We start from the raw sequence: 19,513 nt of genomic DNA, 5'->3' as shown, positions 1-19,513 counted from the left end.
TCTCAGAGGTGCCGCGCCCGGACGGCACACCTTCCACTTTCTATTTTTCGGAGGAACCCTGTGGCACAGGACGTGCTCACTGACCTGAACAAGGTCCGCAACATCGGCATCATGGCCCACATCGATGCCGGCAAGACCACCACGACCGAGCGCATCCTGTTCTACACGGGCGTCAACCACAAGATCGGCGAGACGCACGACGGCGCCTCGACCACCGACTGGATGGAGCAGGAGAAGGAGCGCGGCATCACCATCACGTCCGCGGCCGTCACCTGTTTCTGGAACAAGAACCAGATCAACATCATCGACACGCCGGGTCACGTCGACTTCACCGTCGAGGTGGAGCGTTCGCTCCGCGTCCTCGACGGCGCCGTCGCCGTGTTCGACGCGAAGGAGGGCGTCGAGCCCCAGTCGGAGACCGTGTGGCGTCAGGCCGACAAGTACGTCGTTCCGCGCATCTGCTTCGTCAACAAGATGGACAAGCTCGGCGCCGACTTCTACTTCACGGTCGACACCATCGTGTCCCGCCTCGGCGCCAAGCCGCTGGTGATGCAGCTCCCGATCGGTTCCGAGTCCGACTTCGTCGGCGTCGTCGACCTGGTCGAGATGCGCGCGCTGGTCTGGCCCGGCGACGCCAAGGGTGATGTCACCATGGGCGCCAAGTACGAGGTCCAGGAGATCCCGGCCGACCTTCAGGAGAAGGCTGCGGACTACCGCAACCGTCTGCTCGAGACCGTCGCCGAGACCGACGACGCGCTGCTCGAGAAGTTCTTCGCGGGCGAAGAGATCACGATCCCCGAGATCAAGGCAGCCATTCGCAAGCTGACTGTGAACAACGAGATCTACCCGGTCCTCTGCGGCTCGGCGTTCAAGAACCGCGGTGTCCAGCCGATGCTCGACGCCGTGATCGACTACCTCCCGTCGCCGCTCGACGTGCCCGCCATCGAGGCGCACAACCCGCGCGACGAGGAGCAGGTCATCCTGCGTCACGCCGACGCAACCGAGCCGTTCTCGGCGCTGGCCTTCAAGGTCGCCGTCCACCCGTTCTTCGGTCGCCTCACCTACGTGCGCGTCTACTCGGGTCGTCTCGACTCCGGTGCCCAGGTCATCAACTCGACCAAGGGCAAGAAGGAGCGCATCGGCAAGATCTTCCAGATGCACGCCAACAAGGAGATCCCCGTCGACTCCGTCACCGCCGGCAACATCTACGCGGTGATCGGCCTCAAGGACACCACCACCGGTGACACCCTGAGCGACCCGGACAACCAGGTCGTGCTCGAGTCGATGACCTTCCCGGAGCCCGTGATCGAGGTGGCCATCGAGCCGAAGACCAAGGCCGACCAGGAGAAGCTGGGCACCGCGATCCAGAAGCTGGCCGAAGAGGACCCGACGTTCCGCACCGAGCAGAACCAGGAGACCGGCCAGACCGTCATCAAGGGCATGGGCGAACTCCACCTCGACATCCTCGTCGACCGCATGAAGCGCGAGTTCAACGTCGAGGCGAACGTCGGCAAGCCCCAGGTGGCTTACCGCGAGACGATCCGCCGCACGGTCGAGAAGTACGACTACACCCACAAGAAGCAGACCGGTGGATCCGGTCAGTTCGCAAAGGTGCAGATCAGCCTGGAGCCGATCGAGGTCACCCCGGAGACCTCGTACGAGTTCGTGAACGCCGTCTCCGGCGGTCGCGTTCCGCGCGAGTACATCCCCTCGGTGGACGCGGGCATCCAGGACGCGATGCAGGTCGGCGTTCTCGCCGGCTTCCCGACGGTGGGCGTCAAGGCGACGCTCCTCGACGGTGCAGCGCACGACGTCGACTCCTCGGAGATGGCGTTCAAGATCGCCGGCTCGATGGCCTACAAGGAGGCTGCTCGTAAGGCGAACCCGGTGCTCCTCGAGCCGCTCATGGCGGTCGAGGTGCGTACGCCGGAGGAGTACATGGGCGATGTCATCGGCGACCTGAACTCCCGTCGTGGACAGATCCAGTCCATGGAGGACGCGAGTGGCGTCAAGGTCGTTCGCGCGAACGTCCCGCTGTCGGAGATGTTCGGCTACATCGGAGACCTGCGGTCCAAGACCTCGGGCCGTGCGGTGTACTCGATGCAGTTCGACAGCTACGCGGAGGTCCCGAAGGCTGTGGCCGACGAGATCGTCCAGAAGAGCAAGGGCGAGTGACCTCGGTCACTCACCCCAGGCAACATCCCGTAACATAAGAAACCAATCCGCAGATCCCACCGGTCGAAATCCATCGACCGGGGGATGTGCACGAGAGTCCTGAGGAGGACCCACAGTGGCTAAGGCCAAGTTCGAGCGGACTAAGCCGCACGTCAACATCGGAACCATCGGTCACGTCGACCACGGCAAGACCACGCTCACCGCGGCGATCTCCAAGGTGCTTGCTGACAAGTACCCCTCGGCGACCAACGTGCAGCGCGACTTCGCGTCGATCGACTCGGCTCCGGAAGAGCGTCAGCGCGGTATCACGATCAACATCTCCCACGTGGAGTACGAGACGCCGAAGCGCCACTACGCGCACGTTGACGCCCCGGGTCACGCCGACTACATCAAGAACATGATCACCGGTGCGGCTCAGATGGACGGCGCGATCCTCGTGGTCGCCGCCACCGACGGCCCGATGGCTCAGACCCGCGAGCACGTTCTGCTCGCCAAGCAGGTCGGCGTGCCGTACCTGCTGGTCGCCCTGAACAAGTCCGACATGGTCGACGACGAGGAGATCCTGGAGCTCGTCGAGCTCGAGGTCCGTGAGCTGCTCTCCAGCCAGGACTTCGACGGCGACAACGCCCCGGTCATCCGCGTCTCGGGCCTCAAGGCTCTCGAGGGCGACGAGAAGTGGACCCAGTCCATCCTCGACCTCATGGAGGCCGTGGACGACTCCATCCCGGACCCGGTTCGCGACAAGGACAAGCCGTTCCTGATGCCGATCGAGGACGTCTTCACGATCACCGGTCGTGGCACCGTCGTCACCGGTCGCGCCGAGCGCGGAACCCTCGCCATCAACTCCGAGGTCGAGATCGTCGGCATCCGCCCGACGCAGAAGACCACGGTCACCGGTATCGAGATGTTCCACAAGCAGCTCGACGAGGCCTGGGCCGGTGAGAACTGTGGTCTGCTCCTCCGTGGCACCAAGCGCGAGGACGTGGAGCGCGGCCAGGTCGTGGCGAAGCCGGGTTCTGTGACCCCTCACACCAACTTCGAGGGCACCGCCTACATCCTGTCCAAGGATGAGGGTGGCCGTCACAACCCCTTCTACACGAACTACCGCCCGCAGTTCTATTTCCGTACCACCGACGTCACCGGCGTCATCTCGCTGCCCGAGGGCACCGAGATGGTCATGCCCGGCGACACCACCGACATGTCGGTCGAGCTGATTCAGCCGATCGCCATGGAGGAGGGCCTCGGCTTCGCCATCCGTGAGGGTGGCCGCACCGTGGGCGCCGGTACGGTGACCAAGATCAGCAAGTAAGTCCTTCGCGACTCACTCGCAAGAGGGTCGGGCCTTCGGGCCCGGCCCTCTTTCGTGTTCCTGGCAGTCCTCTCCAGGGGGTTTACGTACCGAGCAGCGCGTCGCAGAATTGACGCACCGTTTCATCCGGACGGTTCCGTCGATGAGAGGAGCGCCTATGGATTCCCACAGCCTCGCAAACCAGCCCACGCCGCTGACAGATTCTCGTAACGGAAGTTCGGGGACCGCCTAGCGGTCGTGGAACATTCAGCTGAGTGGCGGCGCGAGGCGCCACTCGAGCGGGGTCGGCGATGCCGGCCCCGCTTCTTCGCGTGAGCGCCCCCGTTCGTAACCCGCGCCGCTGCGCGCGCAGGCGCCCTCGCGACAAACGGCGGCGCTCACTTTCGTCCACAGCCCGGTGGCGCGAGGAGGGTGTCCACAGAAGGAGCGGTTGGGGTCGCGGGAGGGGCCGCGCGCGTTAGACAGGCGGCATGAGTTTCGACGCATCGCCCGAACCGACACTGGTCCGCCTTCTGAGGGATCGCTCCGAGACCCGCCAGCAGCACGCGCGAGCCACCACCCGTGGTGTGGAGGTGCGGGTGGCCCGCGGCGCGTACGTTGACCGCGAGATCTGGGACGGTCTGGACGCTCGGGGTAGGCATCTGCTGTGCATGACGGCGATCGCTCGGACACGGGATGTGCCGCCCGTGTTCTCGCATTGGTCCGCGGCTGTCGCCCACGGTCTCCCACTGTTCGGCCCGCCGCCAGAGCGCGTGCACGTCCTGGTGCCGAGAGGGAGCGGCGGACGCAGCAAGGGCGGAGTGGTGGCCCATGCCTCCGAACTTCCGCCCGAGGACGAGGCGGAGGTGGCGGGTCTCCGGTTCACCTCTCCGGAGCGGACGGCGGCCGACCTGGCTGCCATTGCTCCGACAGACGAGGCGATTGCGATGGCGGATCACATTCTGCGCCGCCTCGCGTCCGGGCGGCACGCCTCAGACGGCCGGAAAGGGCGCGATCGGATGCTTGCCGCATGGATGCGCGCTCAGCCCATGCGGGGTCACCGTCGTTCGCTGGATGTGATCCTGCGTGCCGACCCACGCGCTGACTCGCCGCTGGAGTCGGTGAGTCGCGTCTCGATGCACGCCGCCGGTCTGCCGGAGCCAGAGCTCCAGGTGCCTTTCCGCGATGACGCCGGCCTGATCGGATACGTCGACTTCGCCTGGCGAGCCCACAGCGTGGTCGGTGAGGCGGACGGCGATGCGAAGTACCTCGACGCATCGCTGCGCGGGGGCCGGACTGCAGAACGCGTGGTCCTCGACGAGAAGATCCGCGAGGACCGCCTCCGGGCGCTCGGCTTCCGTGTCGTACGCTGGCGGTGGGTCACCGCGCGAGACCCTCGTGCCCTCTCGGCGCTCCTCACCGCCGCCGGCCTCCCCGTCGACCCGAGTGCCGAATGGCGCTTCCGACGCCCGTTGTAACGTCCGCCTCCGCTCGCGCAGCAGCGCAGGCGACAAGCGGCGTCGTGCGCGACACGCGGACGCGACACGCCCGGGTTGCAGCATTGCCCGCGATCTGGCAAACTTGTCTAGTTCAACATTTCGGAACGTGTGCGCCTGTACGCTCGCGAACCGGATCACTGCCAGGCAGTGCATAGCCCACCGCACGGGTCCCTAGCGAGACCGGCGGGTCGTTGGTTAGGCCGCAGGCAGCAGAACACGCTCAATTCGATCACCTCAGAAGCCAGGGGCTACCCCTGTGCCTCGAAAGGTCGGGTCGGAGGAGTTGACAGAAGAATAGTGGCGTTCCCCACGCGTACGTCGCACCGCGTCCAATGCGAAGAACGGCTCTTCACGAGCCGTCTCGTACGACGCCATAACAAGAGAGAGAGTCAGACATGGCGGGACAGAAGATCCGCATTCGGCTTAAGTCGTATGACCACGAGGTCATCGACTCCTCGGCGCGCAAGATCGTCGACACGGTGACCCGTGCCGGCGCGACCGTCGTCGGCCCGGTGCCGCTTCCCACCGAGAAGAACGTGGTGGTCGTCATCCGTTCGCCCCACAAGTACAAGGACAGCCGCGAGCACTTCGAGATGCGCACGCACAAGCGGCTGATCGACATCATCGACCCGACGCCGAAGGCCGTCGACTCGCTCATGCGTCTCGACCTGCCCGCCGACGTCAACATCGAGATCAAGCTCTAAGGGGGAATGCCACTATGCCTAACTCCAACAGCGCAGCCGTGTCGGGCAAGACCTCCAAGGGCCTCCTCGGCAAGAAGCTCGGCATGACCCAGGTCTGGGATGAGAACAACAAGCTCGTCCCCGTGACCGTCATCGAGATCACGCCGAACGTCGTGACCCAGGTCCGTACCCCCGAGGCCGACGGCTACAACGCCGTCCAGATCGCTTACGGCCAGATCGACCCGCGCAAGGTCAACAAGCCGTCCGCCGGCCACTTCGACAAGGCCGGCGTCACGCCGCGCCGTCACCTCACCGAGGTCCGCACCTCCGACGCCGCCGAGTACGCGGCCGGTCAGGAGCTCACCGTCGACGCCACCTTCGAGATCGGCCAGCGGGTCGACGTCGTCGGTACGTCGAAGGGTAAGGGCTTCGCCGGTGTGATGAAGCGCCACAATTTCCAGGGCGTCTCCGCTTCGCACGGTGCGCACCGCAACCACCGCAAGCCGGGTTCCATCGGCGCCTCCTCGACCCCGAGCCGTGTCTTCAAGGGCATGCGCATGGCCGGTCGTATGGGTGGCGAGCGCGTCACGGTCCTGAACCTCACCGTTCAGGGCATCGACGCCGAGAAGGGCCTGCTGCTGGTCAAGGGAGCCGTTCCCGGCGCCCGTGGCCGCATCGTTTTCGTCCGCAACGCAGTGAAGGGGGCCTAAGTAGATGGCTACCTCGATTGACGTCGTCGACCTCAAGGGCAAGAAGGCCGGCTCCATCGAGCTTCCCGAGGCCCTGTTCGACGTTCAGACCAACATCCCGCTGATCCACCAGGTCGTGACCGCCCAGCTCGCCGCAGCGCGCCAGGGCACCCACAAGACCAAGGGTCGTGGCGAGGTCTCCGGCGCCGGCCGCAAGCCGTTCAAGCAGAAGGGCACCGGTCGCGCTCGTCAGGGCTCGATCCGCGCTCCTCAGATGACCGGTGGTGGCATCGTGCACGGCCCGACGCCGCGCAGCTACGCCCAGCGCACCCCGAAGAAGATGATCGCCGCTGCTCTGCTCGGTGCTCTCTCTGACCGCGCTCGCGGCGCCCGCATCCACGCCGTCCAGGCCTTCACCACCGGTGACGCGCCCTCGACCAAGGCCGTCGTCGACCTGCTGAGCGGCATCGCGACCTCCAAGCACGTCCTCGTCGTGATCGAGCGCGATGACGAGCTGGCCTTCAAGAGCGTCCGTAACGTCCCCACCGTGCACGTCCTGACCCAGGACCAGCTGAACGCGTACGACGTCCTGGTGAGCGACGACATCGTCTTCTCGCAGGCCGCCCTCGAGGCGTTCATCGCAAGCAAGAACAAGGAAGAGGTGAACGCGTAATGGCCGCCGTCAACAAGGACCCGCGCGACGTCATCATCGCCCCGGTCGTCTCCGAGAAGAGCTACGGCCTGATCGACGAGGGCAAGTACACCTTCCTCGTCGACACGCGTTCGAACAAGACCGAGATCAAGCTCGCCATCGAGTCGATCTTCAAGGTCGAGGTCGCGTCGGTGAACACCCTGAACCGTCAGGGCAAGACCCGTCGCACCAAGTTCGGTCAGGGCAAGCGCAAGGACACCAAGCGTGCGATCGTGACGCTGAAGTCCGGTTCCATCGACATCTTCACGGCCGTCGGCTGAGCGAAGGACTAGAGGAAGACAGACATGGCTATTCGTAATTACAAGCCCACGACCCCCGGTCGTCGCGGCTCCTCGGTCGCAGACTTCGCCGAGATCACCCGCTCGACGCCGGAGAAGTCCCTTCTCCGTCCGCTGTCGAAGACCGGTGGCCGCAACAACCAGGGCCGCATCACGACCCGTCACATCGGTGGTGGCCACAAGCGCCAGTACCGCGTGATCGACTTCCGTCGCAACGACAAGGACGGCGTCAACGCCAAGGTCGCTCACATCGAGTACGACCCCAACCGCACGGCGCGCATCGCGCTGCTGCACTTCGTGGACGGCACCAAGCGCTACATCCTGGCGCCCGCCGGCCTGAAGCAGGGCGACGTCGTCGAGTCGGGCGCCGGTTCGGACATCAAGCCGGGCAACAACCTGCCGCTGCGCAACATCCCGACCGGTACCGTCGTGCACGCGATCGAGCTGAAGCCGGGCGGTGGCGCGAAGATCGCCCGTTCGGCCGGATCCTCGGTCCGCCTCGTCGCGAAGGACGGCCCCTACGCCCAGCTGCGCCTCCCCTCTGGCGAGGTCCGCAACGTCGACGCGCGCTGCCGCGCGACCGTCGGCGAGGTCGGCAACGCCGAGCAGTCGAACATCAACTGGGGCAAGGCCGGCCGTATGCGCTGGAAGGGCGTCCGCCCGACCGTCCGCGGTGTCGCCATGAACCCGATCGACCACCCGCACGGTGGTGGTGAGGGCAAGACCTCCGGTGGTCGCCACCCGGTCAGCCCGTGGGGTCAGAAGGAAGGCCGCACGCGCCACCCCAACAAGGAAAGCGACAAGCTCATCGTCCGCCGTCGTAACGCCGGCAAGAAGCGTAAGTAGGAGTTCGAGAAGATGCCACGCAGTCTCAAGAAGGGCCCCTTCGTCGACGAGCACCTGTTTCGCAAGGTGGTCGCCGCGAACGAGGCCAACAGCAAGAACGTGATCAAGACCTGGTCGCGCCGCTCCATGATCGTCCCGGCCATGCTGGGTCACACCATCGCGGTGCACGACGGTCGCAAGCACATCCCGGTGTTCGTCACCGAGACCATGGTCGGTCACAAGCTCGGCGAGTTCGCGCCGACCCGCACCTTCCGTGGACACGTGAAGGACGACAAGAAGGGTCGCCGCCGCTGACCGCGGTGGCGTAAGGAGGAGAGAAATGGTGGAGTCGATCGCCCGCGTGCGACACATCCGCGTTACCCCCATGAAGGCCCGCCGCGTCGTCAACATGATCCGCGGCAAGCAAGCTCAGGAGGCCCTGGCCATCCTGAAGTTCGCCCCCCAGAGTGCGAGCGAGCCGGTTTACAAGCTCGTCGCCTCGGCCATCGCCAACGCGCGAGTCAAGGCCGACCAGAGCAACACCTACCTGGACGAGCAGGACCTGTACGTGAGCCGCGCCTTCGTGGATGAGGGGACCACCCTCAAGCGGTTCCAGCCGCGTGCACAGGGTCGGGCCTTCCGCATCAACAAGCGCACCAGCCACATCACCGTCGTCCTGACGACGCCGGATGAGGCCGAGGCCGCCCCCGTCAGCAAGAAGGCGAGCAAGTAATGGGTCAGAAAGTCAATCCGTACGGCTTCCGTCTGGGCATCACCACCGACCATGTGTCGCGGTGGTTCTCGGACAGCACCAAGCCGGGTCAGCGTTACAGCGACTACCTCGCTGAGGACGTCAAGATCCGCACGCTGCTGAAGACGTCGCTCGACCGCGCGGGCGTGTCCCGCATCGAGATCGAGCGCACCCGTGACCGCGTCCGCGTCGACATCCACACCGCCCGTCCGGGCATCGTGATCGGTCGTCGTGGCGCCGAGGCCGAGCGCATCCGCGCCGACCTCGAGAAGCTCTCGGGCAAGCAGATCCAGCTGAACATCCTCGAGGTGAAGAACCCCGAGGCCGACGCCCAGCTCGTCGCTCAGGGCATCGCCGAGCAGCTCGCCGCCCGCGTGGCCTTCCGCCGCGCGATGCGTAAGGGTCTGCAGGGCGCGCAGCGCGCCGGCGCCAAGGGTGTCCGCATCCAGGTGTCCGGCCGTCTCGGCGGCGCCGAGATGAGCCGCTCCGAGTTCTACCGCGAGGGTCGTGTGCCGCTGCACACGCTCCGCGCCAACATCGACTACGGCTTCTACGAGGCCAAGACCACCTTCGGTCGCATCGGTGTCAAGGTGTGGATCTACAAGGGCGACATCACGAACAAGGAACTGGCTCGCGAGCAGGCAAACCAGAAGCCGTCGCGCGAGCGCAACGACCGTCCGCGTCGCGGTGGCCGGGGCAATGCCCCCGAGTCCTCGAACGCGCCGGCCGCAGCAGGAGTTGAGGCATAACCATGTTGATCCCACGCAGAGTCAAGCACCGCAAGCAGCACCACCCCGGCCGTAGCGGCCAGGCGACCGGTGGCACGAAGGTCTCCTTCGGCGAGTTCGGCATCCAGGCCCTGACGCCCGCTTATGTGACCAACCGTCAGATCGAGTCCGCTCGTATCGCCATGACGCGTCACATCAAGCGTGGCGGCAAGGTGTGGATCAACATCTACCCCGACCGTCCGCTCACGAAGAAGCCGGCCGAGACCCGAATGGGTTCCGGTAAGGGTTCGCCGGAGTGGTGGGTCGCCAACGTCAAGCCGGGTCGAGTCCTCTTCGAGGTCTCCGGCGTCTCCGAGCAGCTCGCTCGTGAGGCCATGACCCGTGCAATCCACAAGCTGCCCCTCAAGGCACGCATCATCAAGCGCGAGGAGGGCGACGCGTAATGGCGATCGGATCCAAGGAGCTTGCCTCGAGCGAGCTCGACACTTTCGAAGACGAGCGACTCGTCGACGAGCTGAAGAAGGCCAAGGAAGAGCTGTTCAACCTGCGCTTCCAGTCGGCCACCGGCCAGCTCGAGAGCCACGGCCGCCTGCGCGCCGTGAAGCGCGACATCGCCCGTATCTACACCGTGATCCGTGAGCGCGAGCTCGGGATCCGGGCGACCCCGGTTGTGACCGAGGCCGCGCCGAAGGCTGAGAAGAAGGCCCGCGCCAAGAAGGCTGCCCCGGCAGCCGAGGCCGAGGCCGACACCACGAATGAGGAGGCCAAGTAATGGCTGAGACCACCAAGGCCGCGGCCGCGGAGTCGGCGGCCGACGAGGCCCTCGTCCGCGGGTACCGCAAGGCCCGTCGCGGTTACGTCGTCAGCGACAAGATGGACAAAACCATCGTCGTCGAGGTCGAGGACCGCGTGAAGCACCCCCTGTACGGCAAGGTCATCCGCCGCACCTCCAAGGTGAAGGCGCACGATGAGAACAACACCGCCGGCATCGGCGACCTCGTTCTCATCAACGAGACCCGTCCCCTGAGCGCCAGCAAGCGCTGGCGCCTGGTTGAGATTCTGGAGAAGGCCAAGTGATCCAGCAGGAATCCCGACTCAAGGTCGCCGATAACACCGGCGCCAAGGAGCTCCTCACGATCCGCGTGCTCGGCGGCTCCAGCCGTCGGTACGCCGGCCTCGGCGATGTCATCGTGGCCACGGTCAAGGATGCGATCCCGGGTGGGAACGTCAAGAAGGGCGACGTCGTCAAGGCGGTCGTCGTGCGTGTTCGCAAGAACACCCGCCGCCCGGACGGCTCCTACATCAAGTTCGACGAGAACGCTGCCGTCATCCTGAAGAACGACGGTGACCCGCGCGGCACTCGTATCTTCGGACCGGTCGGCCGCGAGCTCCGCGACAAGAAGTTCATGAAGATCATCTCGCTCGCACCGGAGGTGCTGTAACCCATGGCGAACATCAAGAAGGGCGACCTGGTCCAGGTCATCTCGGGCCGCTCGCAGGCCCGCGGTGGTGACCGTGGCAAGCAGGGTCGCGTGATCGAGGTTCTGGTCGAACAGAACCGCGTGATCGTCGAGGGCGTCAACTTCGTGACCAAGCACGTGCGCGTCGGCCAGACGCAGCGTGGCACGAAGACCGGCGGCATCGAGACCCACGAGGCTTCGATCCACGTCTCGAACGTGGCCCTGGTCGACCCCGAGACCAAGAAGCCGACCCGCGTCGGCTTCCGCGAAGAGAGTGTCACGAAGGACGGCGTCACCAAGACGGTCCGCGTTCGTTACGCCAAGAAGTCTGGTAAGGACCTGTAATGACCGACACTGCAACCGCTGCTGGCAAAATCCAGCCGCGCCTGAAGCAGAAGTACAAGACCGAGATCTCCCAGCAGCTCCAGGGCGACTTCGGCTTCACGAACGTGCACCAGGTGCCCGGTCTCGTGAAGATCGTCGTCAACATGGGTGTCGGCGAGGCGGCCCGCGACGGCAAGGTGATCGACGGTGCGGTCAACGACCTCACCCTGATCACCGGCCAGAAGCCGCAGGTCACCAAGGCCCGCAAGTCCATCGCGCAGTTCAAGCTGCGCGAGGGTCAGCCGATCGGCGCGCACGTCACGCTGCGCGGCGACCGGATGTGGGAGTTCCTCGACCGCCTCCTCTCGCTCGCGCTGCCGCGTATCCGCGACTTCCGCGGCCTCAGCGACAAGCAGTTCGACGGGAACGGCAACTACACGTTCGGTCTCACGGAGCAGTCGATGTTCCACGAGATCAACCAGGACCGCATCGACCGCGTCCGCGGTATGGACATCACTGTGGTGACCACCGCCAAGAACGACGACGAGGGCCGTGCGCTGCTCAAGCAGCTCGGCTTCCCGTTCCGTTCCAACGACGCGGCCAACTAGGCCCACTGCGGGCCGGCCGACCCGGCCGGCCCGCTTCCACCACAGGTCGTCAGTCGTGTAACGGCTGAACGAAACCTGGTGTATGTAAGGAAAACCGCAATGACCATGACAGATCCGGTCGCAGACATGCTGACCAGACTGCGCAACGCGAACTCGGCTCACCACGACACCGTGTCGATGCCGCACTCGAAGCTCAAGGCCCACATCGCCGACATCCTCACCAACGAGGGGTACATCGCCGGTTGGGACGTCACCGACGCGCGCGTCGGCAAGACGCTGACCCTGCAGCTCAAGTTCGGACCGAACCGCGAGCGTTCCATCGCCGGTATCAAGCGCGTGTCGAAGCCCGGCCTTCGCGTCTACGCGAAGTCCACGGAGCTCCCCAAGGTGCTCGGCGGGCTCGGCGTCGCCATCCTGTCCACCTCCTCCGGTCTGCTCACGGACCGTCAGGCTGAGAAGAAGGGCGTGGGTGGGGAAGTCCTCGCCTACGTGTGGTAAGCCGCCATGTCGCGTATTGGAAGACTGCCCATCGACATCCCGACCGGGGTCGATGTGAAGATCGACGGCCAGGCCGTCACAGTGAAGGGTCCGAAGGGTGAGCTCAGCCTCACCGTCGCGAACCCGATCGAGGTCAAGCTGGAGGAGAACCAGGTTCTGGTGACCCGTCCGGACGACGAGCGCGCATCGCGTTCGCTGCACGGCCTGACCCGCACGCTCATCAACAACCAGATCATCGGCGTCACCCAGGGCTACTCCAAGGGCCTGGAGATCGTCGGTACCGGTTACCGCGTCGCCCAGAAGGGCGCGGCCATCGAGTTCGCGCTCGGCTTCTCGCACCCGGTGACCGTCGAGCCGCCGGCCGGAATCACGTTCACGGTCGAGGGCAACAACCGCGTCACCGTGGCCGGCATCGACAAGCAGGCCGTGGGCGAGGTCGCCGCGAACATCCGCAAGATCCGCAAGCCCGAGCCGTACAAGGGCAAGGGCGTGCGCTACGCCGGCGAGGTCGTTCGTCGCAAGGCCGGAAAGGCTGGTAAGTAATCATGGCTCTGGGTACCAGAGGAAAGAGCAAGGCGGCCGCTCGCGACCGCCGTCACACCCGCCTTCGCAAGAAGATCGAGGGCACCGCGGCTCGCCCGCGCCTGGTCGTGAACCGTTCGGCCCGTCACGTCTTCGTGCAGGTCGTCGACGACGCGCAGGGTCACACGCTGGCCTCCGCGTCGACCATGGAAGCGGACCTGCGCACCTTCGACGGTGACAAGACCGCCAAGGCTCGCAAGGTCGGAGAGCTCGTCGCCGAGCGCGCGAAGAGCGCCGGTATCGAGGCCGTCGTGTTCGACCGTGGAGGCAGCAAGTACGCGGGTCGCGTCGCCGCTGTCGCCGAGGGCGCTCGAGAGGGTGGACTGAACCTGTGAGCGACGAGAACAACAAGGAGCAGACCGTGGCCGATCAGGTAACGGACAGCGCGCAGCCGGTCGAGACCGCTGCGGGCACCGACAACAACACCCGGACTGAGCGCGAGCCGCGCCGTGGTGGCCGCGAGCGCAACCCCAACCGCGACCGTGGCAGCCGTGACGCCGACAAGAGCCAGTTCCTGGAGCGCGTCGTCACCATCAACCGCGTCTCGAAGGTCGTGAAGGGTGGTCGTCGCTTCAGCTTCACCGCTCTCGTGGTCGTCGGCGACGGCAACGGTCTGGTGGGCGTCGGCTACGGCAAGGCCCGCGAGGTGCCGCTGGCGATCTCGAAGGGCGTCGAGGAGGCGAAGAAGAACTTCTTCCGCGTCCCGCGCGTCGGCAACACCATCCCGCACCCGGTGCAGGGTGAGGCCGCCGCCGGTGTGGTCCTCCTGCGTCCGGCTGCTGCCGGTACCGGTGTTATCGCCGGTGGTCCGGTCCGCGCCGTGCTGGAGTGCGCCGGGATCCACGACGTCCTGAGCAAGTCGCTCGGCTCGTCGAACACGATCAACATCGTGCACGCGACCGTCGAGGCGCTGAAGCAGCTCGAGGAGCCCCGTGCCGTGGCTGCCCGCCGCGGTCTCGACTACGACCAGGTCGCCCCGGCGCGCCTGCTTCGCACCGAGGCAGCGCTGGCCGAGGCCGCCGCGACCGCTAAGGCAGGTTCCTGATGGCTGCGCGTCTGAAGATCACGCAGATCAAGTCGAAAGTGAGCGAGAAGCAGAACCAGCGCGACACGCTGCGCAGTCTGGGTCTGAAGCGCATCGGTGACGTCGTCGTCCGCGAGGACAACCCGCAGAACCGTGGGTACGTCAACACCGTCGCCCACCTGGTGAAGGTCGAGGAGATTGACTAATGGCTGAAGAGAAGGCCACCACCGAGGCCGCTGAGAAGCCGGCCGCCAAGAAGCCCGCGACCAAGGCCGCGAGCACGAAGGCCGCCGACAAGGCGACCTCTGAGAAGAGCACCGCGAAGAAGGCTCCGGCCAAGAAGGCGACGGCTTCGGCCTCCGCCGACAAGGCCGCCGCCTCCTCGAAGGACGAGACCGTGGCGCCCAAGGCGTCCTCCAAGGCTTCGGCCAAGAAGGATGTCGCGGAGCCCCGCGAGCAGGTCCTCAAGGTGCACCACCTGCGCCCTGCCGCCGGATCCAAGAAGGACAAGACCCGCGTCGGACGCGGTGAGGGTTCCAAGGGTAAGACGGCCGGCCGTGGTACCAAGGGCACCAAGGCGCGCTACCAGGTCCGTCCGGGCTTTCAGGGCGGCCAGCTTCCGATGCACATGCGTGCGCCGAAGCTGCGCGGCTTCAAGAACCCGTTCCGGGTCGAGTACCAGGTCGTGAACCTGGAGAAGCTCGCCGAGCTGTACCCGTCCGGCGGTGACGTCACCGTCGCGGACCTCGTCTCCAAGGGAGCCGTTCGCAAGAACGAAAAGGTCAAGGTTCTCGGCAACGGGGACATTGCGGTTAAGCTGATCGTTGCGGTCGACAAGGTCTCCGGCTCCGCCGAGCAGAAGATCGTCGCCGCTGGTGGTTCCGTCAAGTAGCCACCCGTCGAGCAGTTCAGTCGGGTGGCCGGGAGACCGGCCACCCGACTGACTCTTACGAAAGCAGGACGCAGCATTGTTTAGCGCCGTTGGGCGGATCTTCCGCACCCCGGATCTTCGCCGGAAGATCTTCTTCACGCTGGGCATCATCGCCCTGTTCCGTCTGGGGTCTTTCATCCCGGCGCCGTTCGTCGACTTCGGCAACGTGCAAACCTGTCTGAACGCGAACCAGGACACCTCCGGCCTGTACTCGCTGGTGAACTTGTTCTCCGGCGGCGCGCTCCTCAAACTCTCGATCTTCGCGCTCGGCATCATGCCGTACATCACCGCGTCGATCATCGTGCAGCTGCTGCGCGTGGTCATCCCGCGCTTCGAGACCCTCTACAAGGAGGGCCAGGCCGGTCAGGCCAAGCTGACGCAGTACACGCGCTACCTCACGATCGCGCTGGGCGTCCTCCAGTCGACGACCCTCATCACCGTCGCCCGCAGCGGTGCGCTGTTCGGCACCACCGCCGTCTCACAGTGCACGCAGCTCATCACGGACGACTCGTGGTACGCGATCATGCTCATGGTCATCACCATGACCGCCGGCACCGGCCTCATCATGTGGATGGGCGAGCTCGTGACCGAGCGCGGCATCGGCAACGGCATGTCGCTCCTGATCTTCACCTCGATCGCCGCGCAGTTCCCGTCCTCCCTCTGGGCCGTCGGGCAGTCGCAGGGCATCGAGATCCTGCTGGTCGTGATCGCGATCGGGTTGCTCATCGTCATGGGCGTGGTCTTCGTCGAGCAGTCGCAGCGGCGCATCCCCGTGCAGTACGCCAAACGAATGGTCGGGCGCCGCACCTACGGCGGCAACAACACGTACATCCCGATCAAGGTGAACATGGCCGGCGTCGTGCCCGTCATCTTCGCGTCGTCGCTGCTGTACCTGCCCGCACTGATCGCGCAGTTCAACCAGCCCGCCGCAGGCAAGGCTCCTGCCCCCTGGGTGACCTGGATCACGAACTACCTGACCAAGGGCGATCACCCGCTCTACATGCTGCTCTACTTCCTCCTGATCGTCGGGTTCACCTACTTCTACGTGGCGATCACCTTCAACCCGGAGGAGGTCGCGGACAACATGAAGAAGTACGGCGGCTTCATCCCGGGTATCCGCGCGGGCCGCCCGACGGCCGAGTACCTCGACTACGTGCTCACGCGGGTCACCCTGCCCGGTTCCTTCTATCTGGGCATCATCGCGCTGATACCCCTTGTCGCATTCGCGTTGATCGGCGCAAGCCAGAACTTCATGTTCGGCGGTACGTCCATCCTGATCATCGTCGGTGTCGGGCTGGAGACGGTCAAGCAGATCGACTCCCAGCTCCAGCAGCGGCATTACGAAGGGCTTCTGCGTTGAGCCGAATGCTGATCGTCGGTCCTCCCGGAGCGGGCAAGGGCACTCAGGCCTCCCGCATCACCTCCACTTATGGGATCCCCGACATCTCCACCGGCGACATCTTCCGGGCGAACATCAAGAACGAGACCCCGCTCGGTGTGCAGGTCAAGGCGATCGTGGATGCGGGGGACTATGTCCCGGACACGCTGACGAACGAGCTCGTGGCTGCCCGCCTCGACGAGGACGACGCGAAGAACGGCTTCCTCCTCGACGGCTACCCCCGAACGCTCGCCCAGGTCGATTACCTCGACCAGTTGCTCGCAGGGAAGGGGCAGAAGCTGGATGCGGTCATCCAGCTGACCGCGGACCAGGACGAGATCGTCCAGCGGCTCACCAAGCGCGCTCAGGAACAGGGCCGTGCGGACGACTCCGAAGAGGCCATCCGTCACCGCCAGCAGGTCTACCTGCGCGAGACGTCGCCGCTCATCGAGGTGTACCGCGACCGCGGGCTCCTCGTCCCGGTCGACGGTCTGGGCGCGATGGACGAGGTCGCCGAGCGCATCACCTCCGCACTGACCGAGCGCGGCATTCACCCCGTCGCCGGCGCCTCGACGGGCGAATCAGTCGCATAGTGGTCTTCAAGAGGTCCATCTACAAGACGCCCTCCCAGTTGCGCGACATGGTCGCGCCCGGGCGGGCGACCGCGGCGTCCCTCGACGCGGTCGCGGCCGCGGTCGCCCCGGGGGTCTCGACTCTCGAACTCGACGCGCTCGCCGAGCGTGCGATCGTCGAGGCCGGCGGCGCTTCGAACTTCAAGCTGGAGCCCGGTTACCACCACACGATCTGCGCCTCGGTGAATGACGAGGTCGTCCACGGCATTCCCGGCTCGCGCATCCTGGAGCCCGGCGACATCCTGTCGGTCGACAGCGGAGCCATTCTGGGCGGGTGGAACGGGGATGCAGCGCGCACGTTCGTACTGCCCGACCCGGCGCAGCCCGAGCGGGTCTCCGACCGGCAGCTGCTCTCAGACGTCACCGAACAGTCGCTGTGGCGCGGGATCGCGACGCTCGCGTCGGCCCGCTACCTCAACGAGGTCGGCGATGCGATCGAGGAGTACATCCTGTCGCGGGGCGACTTCGGCATCCTCACCGACTACATCGGGCACGGGATCGGGCGCCGGATGCACGAGGAGCCTCCGGTGTTCAACTACAGCGTCCGCGCCAAGGGTCCGGAGGTGCGCCCGGGACTCGTGGTCGCCATCGAGCCGATGGTGGTCCGCGGTTCGCAGGAGACATACGTGAAGGACGACGGCTGGACCGTCGCAACCGAGGACGGCTCCGCCGCCGCCCACTGGGAGCACAGCGTCGCCGTCCACGCGAACGGCATCTGGGTCCTGACCGCCCAGGACGGCGGGGCGGAAGGCCTCGCGCCGTTCGGTGTGACGCCGGTGCCGATCCCGTGATCGGAGCGCTGAGGGCGGTGTTCGCCCAGAGCGGCGGAGGATCATACACTCCGATTGGCGAAGACGCTCCCTTTCCCATAAGATAGATCCTTGGTGTCTTAGGCGCGTTTTCTCCGTGTCTTCCGCCAGTAACGCACGACCAGCAAACCACGACTTTTAGCGACAGTGAGGCTATGGCCAAAAAAGACGGTGTCATCGAGATCGAAGGATCCGTGATCGAAGCTCTTCCCAACGCGATGTTCCGCGTCGAGCTGACGAACGGTCACAAGGTTCTTGCCCATATCTCCGGCAAGATGCGCCAGCACTACATCCGCATCCTCCCCGAGGACCGCGTGATCGTAGAGCTGAGCCCTTACGATCTGACACGCGGCCGGATCGTCTACCGCTACAAGTAAGGGTCTGCTGTAAGTAACGGCCTCGCCATCGGGTTGCCCCCGGCGAGGTACGAGGACAGCGAACAAAGGTAAAGAAACACTCATGAAGGTGAACCCCTCCGTCAAGAGGATCTGCGACAAGTGCAAGGTCATCCGTCGCAACGGCCGGGTCATGGTCATCTGCGAGAACCCGCGCCACAAGCAGCGCCAGGGCTGATCGCAGAGAACGCGTGACCGAATAACAAGAAGGCAATCCCAGAACCCGACTCCCTGACAGGGAAGCGGGGGACACCCCCGGAGGAGGCCGGGGCACCGGGACTGCTGAAGACCTCCACTCAATACAGGAGAAGCCAACACATGGCACGTCTAGCAGGCGTCGACATCCCGCGCGAAAAGCGCGTGGAGGTCGCACTCACCTACATCTACGGCGTCGGGCGCACTCGTGCGCTGCAGACCTTGCGCGAGACCGGGATCTCCGGCGACATCCGCGTCAAGGACCTGACCGACGAGCAGCTCGTCGCCCTTCGCGACTTCATCGAGGGAAGCTTCAAGGTCGAGGGTGACCTCCGCCGCGAGGTCGCCGCCGACATCCGTCGCAAGGTCGAGATCGGCAGCTACGAGGGTATCCGCCACCGCAAGGGCCTCCCGGTCCGCGGCCAGCGCACCAAGACGAACGCACGTACCCGCAAGGGTCCGAAGCGCACCGTGGCCGGCAAGAAGAAGGCGCGCTAAGGCCCGCGGGCTCACGCTCTTAGGATTCAGGAGAAGAAATGGCAGCACCCAAGTCGGCCGCTCGTAAGCCGCGTAAGAAAGAAAAGAAGAACATCGCTGTGGGCCAGGCCCACATCAAGAGCACGTTCAACAACACCATCGTCTCGATCACCGACACCACCGGTGCGGTCATCAGCTGGGCTTCGTCCGGCGGCGTCGGTTTCAAGGGCTCCCGCAAGTCGACCCCGTTCGCGGCGCAGCTCGCGGCCGAGTCGGCTGCGCGTCAGGCGCAGGAGCACGGCATGAAGAAGGTCGACGTCTTCGTCAAGGGCCCCGGATCGGGTCGTGAGACCGCGATCCGCTCGCTTCAGGCCGCCGGCCTCGAGGTGGGCTCGATCAACGACGTCACCCCGCAGGCGCACAACGGCTGCCGCCCGCCGAAGCGCCGTCGCGTCTAATTCTCTTCGCGTACGCCGCAGGCGGCGGTCCGATGCGGGCCGCCGCCTGGCGGCGTGACGAACACCCCCTCAGTAGAAGCAAGTGTCATATAGCGGACACTTAGCCGGAAGGAA

General features: G+C 65.6%; 30 protein-coding genes. All 30 read left to right on the top strand.

Features of this window, described 5'->3' with window-relative positions; translation table 11 throughout:
* The first annotated feature begins 60 nt into the window (after positions 1-60).
* The 30 genes from fusA (at position 61) to rpsK (ending at position 19,399) form a co-directional block, all read left to right on the top strand.
* Complete coding sequence (fusA, locus tag AB7E03_RS08595) at positions 61-2,175, top strand: elongation factor G (RefSeq protein ID WP_489940994.1); 2,115 nt, start codon at positions 61-63, stop codon at positions 2,173-2,175.
* 115 nt (positions 2,176-2,290) lie between these two features.
* Positions 2,291-3,484, top strand: a complete 1,194-nt coding sequence (gene tuf / locus AB7E03_RS08590; RefSeq protein ID WP_285115731.1) for an elongation factor Tu — start codon at positions 2,291-2,293, stop codon at positions 3,482-3,484.
* A gap of 470 nt (positions 3,485-3,954) precedes the next feature.
* Positions 3,955-4,941, top strand: a complete 987-nt coding sequence (locus AB7E03_RS08585; RefSeq protein ID WP_489940991.1) for a type IV toxin-antitoxin system AbiEi family antitoxin — start codon at positions 3,955-3,957, stop codon at positions 4,939-4,941.
* A 416-nt stretch (positions 4,942-5,357) separates the two neighbouring features.
* Complete coding sequence (rpsJ, locus tag AB7E03_RS08580) at positions 5,358-5,666, top strand: 30S ribosomal protein S10 (RefSeq protein WP_441781342.1); 309 nt, start codon at positions 5,358-5,360, stop codon at positions 5,664-5,666.
* 14 nt (positions 5,667-5,680) lie between these two features.
* Positions 5,681-6,355, top strand: coding sequence for a 50S ribosomal protein L3 (rplC, locus tag AB7E03_RS08575; protein ID WP_441781343.1), 675 nt, complete (start codon positions 5,681-5,683; stop codon positions 6,353-6,355).
* A gap of 4 nt (positions 6,356-6,359) precedes the next feature.
* Positions 6,360-7,007, top strand: coding sequence for a 50S ribosomal protein L4 (gene rplD, locus AB7E03_RS08570; RefSeq protein WP_441781344.1), 648 nt, complete (start codon positions 6,360-6,362; stop codon positions 7,005-7,007).
* Complete coding sequence (rplW, locus tag AB7E03_RS08565; RefSeq protein ID WP_441781345.1) at positions 7,007-7,306, top strand: 50S ribosomal protein L23; 300 nt, start codon at positions 7,007-7,009, stop codon at positions 7,304-7,306. The genes rplD and rplW overlap by 1 nt, the downstream gene beginning before the upstream one ends.
* A gap of 24 nt (positions 7,307-7,330) precedes the next feature.
* Positions 7,331-8,170, top strand: a complete 840-nt coding sequence (gene rplB / locus AB7E03_RS08560) for a 50S ribosomal protein L2 (protein WP_441781346.1) — start codon at positions 7,331-7,333, stop codon at positions 8,168-8,170.
* Positions 8,171-8,182: 12 nt separating this feature from the next.
* Positions 8,183-8,464: a 30S ribosomal protein S19 gene (gene rpsS, locus AB7E03_RS08555; protein WP_018191964.1), complete on the top strand. Its 282-nt coding sequence runs from the start codon at positions 8,183-8,185 to the stop codon at positions 8,462-8,464.
* Between the two features lie 25 nt (positions 8,465-8,489).
* Complete coding sequence (gene rplV / locus AB7E03_RS08550; RefSeq protein ID WP_441781347.1) at positions 8,490-8,882, top strand: 50S ribosomal protein L22; 393 nt, start codon at positions 8,490-8,492, stop codon at positions 8,880-8,882.
* Positions 8,882-9,649 carry a 30S ribosomal protein S3 gene (gene rpsC, locus AB7E03_RS08545; protein WP_441781348.1) on the top strand — a complete coding sequence of 256 codons (768 nt, stop codon included), beginning with the start codon at positions 8,882-8,884 and terminating at the stop codon, positions 9,647-9,649. The genes rplV and rpsC overlap by 1 nt, the downstream gene beginning before the upstream one ends.
* 2 nt (positions 9,650-9,651) lie before the next feature.
* Positions 9,652-10,071 (top strand): 50S ribosomal protein L16, encoded by a 420-nt coding sequence (gene rplP / locus AB7E03_RS08540; protein ID WP_018191961.1) that lies wholly within the window; start codon positions 9,652-9,654, stop codon positions 10,069-10,071.
* Positions 10,071-10,400, top strand: coding sequence for a 50S ribosomal protein L29 (gene rpmC, locus AB7E03_RS08535; RefSeq protein WP_441781349.1), 330 nt, complete (start codon positions 10,071-10,073; stop codon positions 10,398-10,400). The genes rplP and rpmC overlap by 1 nt, the downstream gene beginning before the upstream one ends.
* On the top strand, positions 10,400-10,705 hold the full coding sequence (rpsQ, locus tag AB7E03_RS08530) for a 30S ribosomal protein S17 (RefSeq protein WP_018191959.1): 306 nt from the start codon (positions 10,400-10,402) through the stop codon (positions 10,703-10,705). Before rpmC ends, rpsQ begins: the two co-directional genes overlap by 1 nt.
* Entirely contained in the window at positions 10,702-11,070 is a 369-nt protein-coding gene (gene rplN / locus AB7E03_RS08525; protein ID WP_021759574.1) for a 50S ribosomal protein L14, read from the top strand. Before rpsQ ends, rplN begins: the two co-directional genes overlap by 4 nt.
* 3 nt (positions 11,071-11,073) lie before the next feature.
* Positions 11,074-11,433, top strand: a complete 360-nt coding sequence (rplX, locus tag AB7E03_RS08520) for a 50S ribosomal protein L24 (protein WP_374009690.1) — start codon at positions 11,074-11,076, stop codon at positions 11,431-11,433.
* The gene (rplE, locus tag AB7E03_RS08515) at positions 11,433-12,020 is read left to right on the top strand and encodes a 50S ribosomal protein L5 (protein ID WP_441781350.1); all 588 of its coding nucleotides are present in this window, start codon (positions 11,433-11,435) and stop codon (positions 12,018-12,020) included. Before rplX ends, rplE begins: the two co-directional genes overlap by 1 nt.
* A 99-nt stretch (positions 12,021-12,119) precedes the next feature.
* Entirely contained in the window at positions 12,120-12,518 is a 399-nt protein-coding gene (rpsH, locus tag AB7E03_RS08510) for a 30S ribosomal protein S8 (RefSeq protein ID WP_441781351.1), read from the top strand.
* Positions 12,519-12,524: 6 nt separating this feature from the next.
* On the top strand, positions 12,525-13,061 hold the full coding sequence (gene rplF / locus AB7E03_RS08505) for a 50S ribosomal protein L6 (RefSeq protein WP_441781352.1): 537 nt from the start codon (positions 12,525-12,527) through the stop codon (positions 13,059-13,061).
* Positions 13,062-13,063: 2 nt separating this feature from the next.
* Positions 13,064-13,435 carry a 50S ribosomal protein L18 gene (gene rplR / locus AB7E03_RS08500; protein WP_441781353.1) on the top strand — a complete coding sequence of 124 codons (372 nt, stop codon included), beginning with the start codon at positions 13,064-13,066 and terminating at the stop codon, positions 13,433-13,435.
* Positions 13,432-14,145 carry a 30S ribosomal protein S5 gene (gene rpsE, locus AB7E03_RS08495; protein ID WP_441781354.1) on the top strand — a complete coding sequence of 238 codons (714 nt, stop codon included), beginning with the start codon at positions 13,432-13,434 and terminating at the stop codon, positions 14,143-14,145. The genes rplR and rpsE overlap by 4 nt, the downstream gene beginning before the upstream one ends.
* Positions 14,145-14,330, top strand: coding sequence for a 50S ribosomal protein L30 (rpmD, locus tag AB7E03_RS08490; RefSeq protein ID WP_064109770.1), 186 nt, complete (start codon positions 14,145-14,147; stop codon positions 14,328-14,330). The genes rpsE and rpmD overlap by 1 nt, the downstream gene beginning before the upstream one ends.
* Entirely contained in the window at positions 14,330-15,016 is a 687-nt protein-coding gene (gene rplO, locus AB7E03_RS08485) for a 50S ribosomal protein L15 (RefSeq protein ID WP_489940983.1), read from the top strand. Before rpmD ends, rplO begins: the two co-directional genes overlap by 1 nt.
* A 76-nt stretch (positions 15,017-15,092) precedes the next feature.
* Complete coding sequence (gene secY, locus AB7E03_RS08480) at positions 15,093-16,415, top strand: preprotein translocase subunit SecY (protein ID WP_441781356.1); 1,323 nt, start codon at positions 15,093-15,095, stop codon at positions 16,413-16,415.
* Entirely contained in the window at positions 16,412-17,026 is a 615-nt protein-coding gene (locus AB7E03_RS08475) for an adenylate kinase (RefSeq protein WP_489940981.1), read from the top strand. The genes secY and AB7E03_RS08475 overlap by 4 nt, the downstream gene beginning before the upstream one ends.
* A complete protein-coding gene (gene map, locus AB7E03_RS08470; protein ID WP_489940979.1) occupies positions 17,026-17,856 on the top strand; it encodes a type I methionyl aminopeptidase in 831 nt (276 codons plus the stop codon). The genes AB7E03_RS08475 and map overlap by 1 nt, the downstream gene beginning before the upstream one ends.
* 173 nt (positions 17,857-18,029) lie before the next feature.
* Positions 18,030-18,251: a translation initiation factor IF-1 gene (gene infA, locus AB7E03_RS08465; protein WP_011186713.1), complete on the top strand. Its 222-nt coding sequence runs from the start codon at positions 18,030-18,032 to the stop codon at positions 18,249-18,251.
* 82 nt (positions 18,252-18,333) lie between these two features.
* Positions 18,334-18,447, top strand: a complete 114-nt coding sequence (gene rpmJ / locus AB7E03_RS08460; protein ID WP_018191946.1) for a 50S ribosomal protein L36 — start codon at positions 18,334-18,336, stop codon at positions 18,445-18,447.
* A gap of 140 nt (positions 18,448-18,587) precedes the next feature.
* A complete protein-coding gene (gene rpsM, locus AB7E03_RS08455) occupies positions 18,588-18,962 on the top strand; it encodes a 30S ribosomal protein S13 (RefSeq protein ID WP_441781359.1) in 375 nt (124 codons plus the stop codon).
* A gap of 38 nt (positions 18,963-19,000) precedes the next feature.
* Entirely contained in the window at positions 19,001-19,399 is a 399-nt protein-coding gene (gene rpsK / locus AB7E03_RS08450) for a 30S ribosomal protein S11 (protein ID WP_018191944.1), read from the top strand.
* Positions 19,400-19,513: the final 114 nt, after the last annotated feature.

This window comes from Leifsonia sp. RCC_180 (assembly GCF_058138205.1).
Note: the sequence above shows the minus strand (reverse complement) of the source record. Positions and strands in the feature narration are given on the sequence as shown.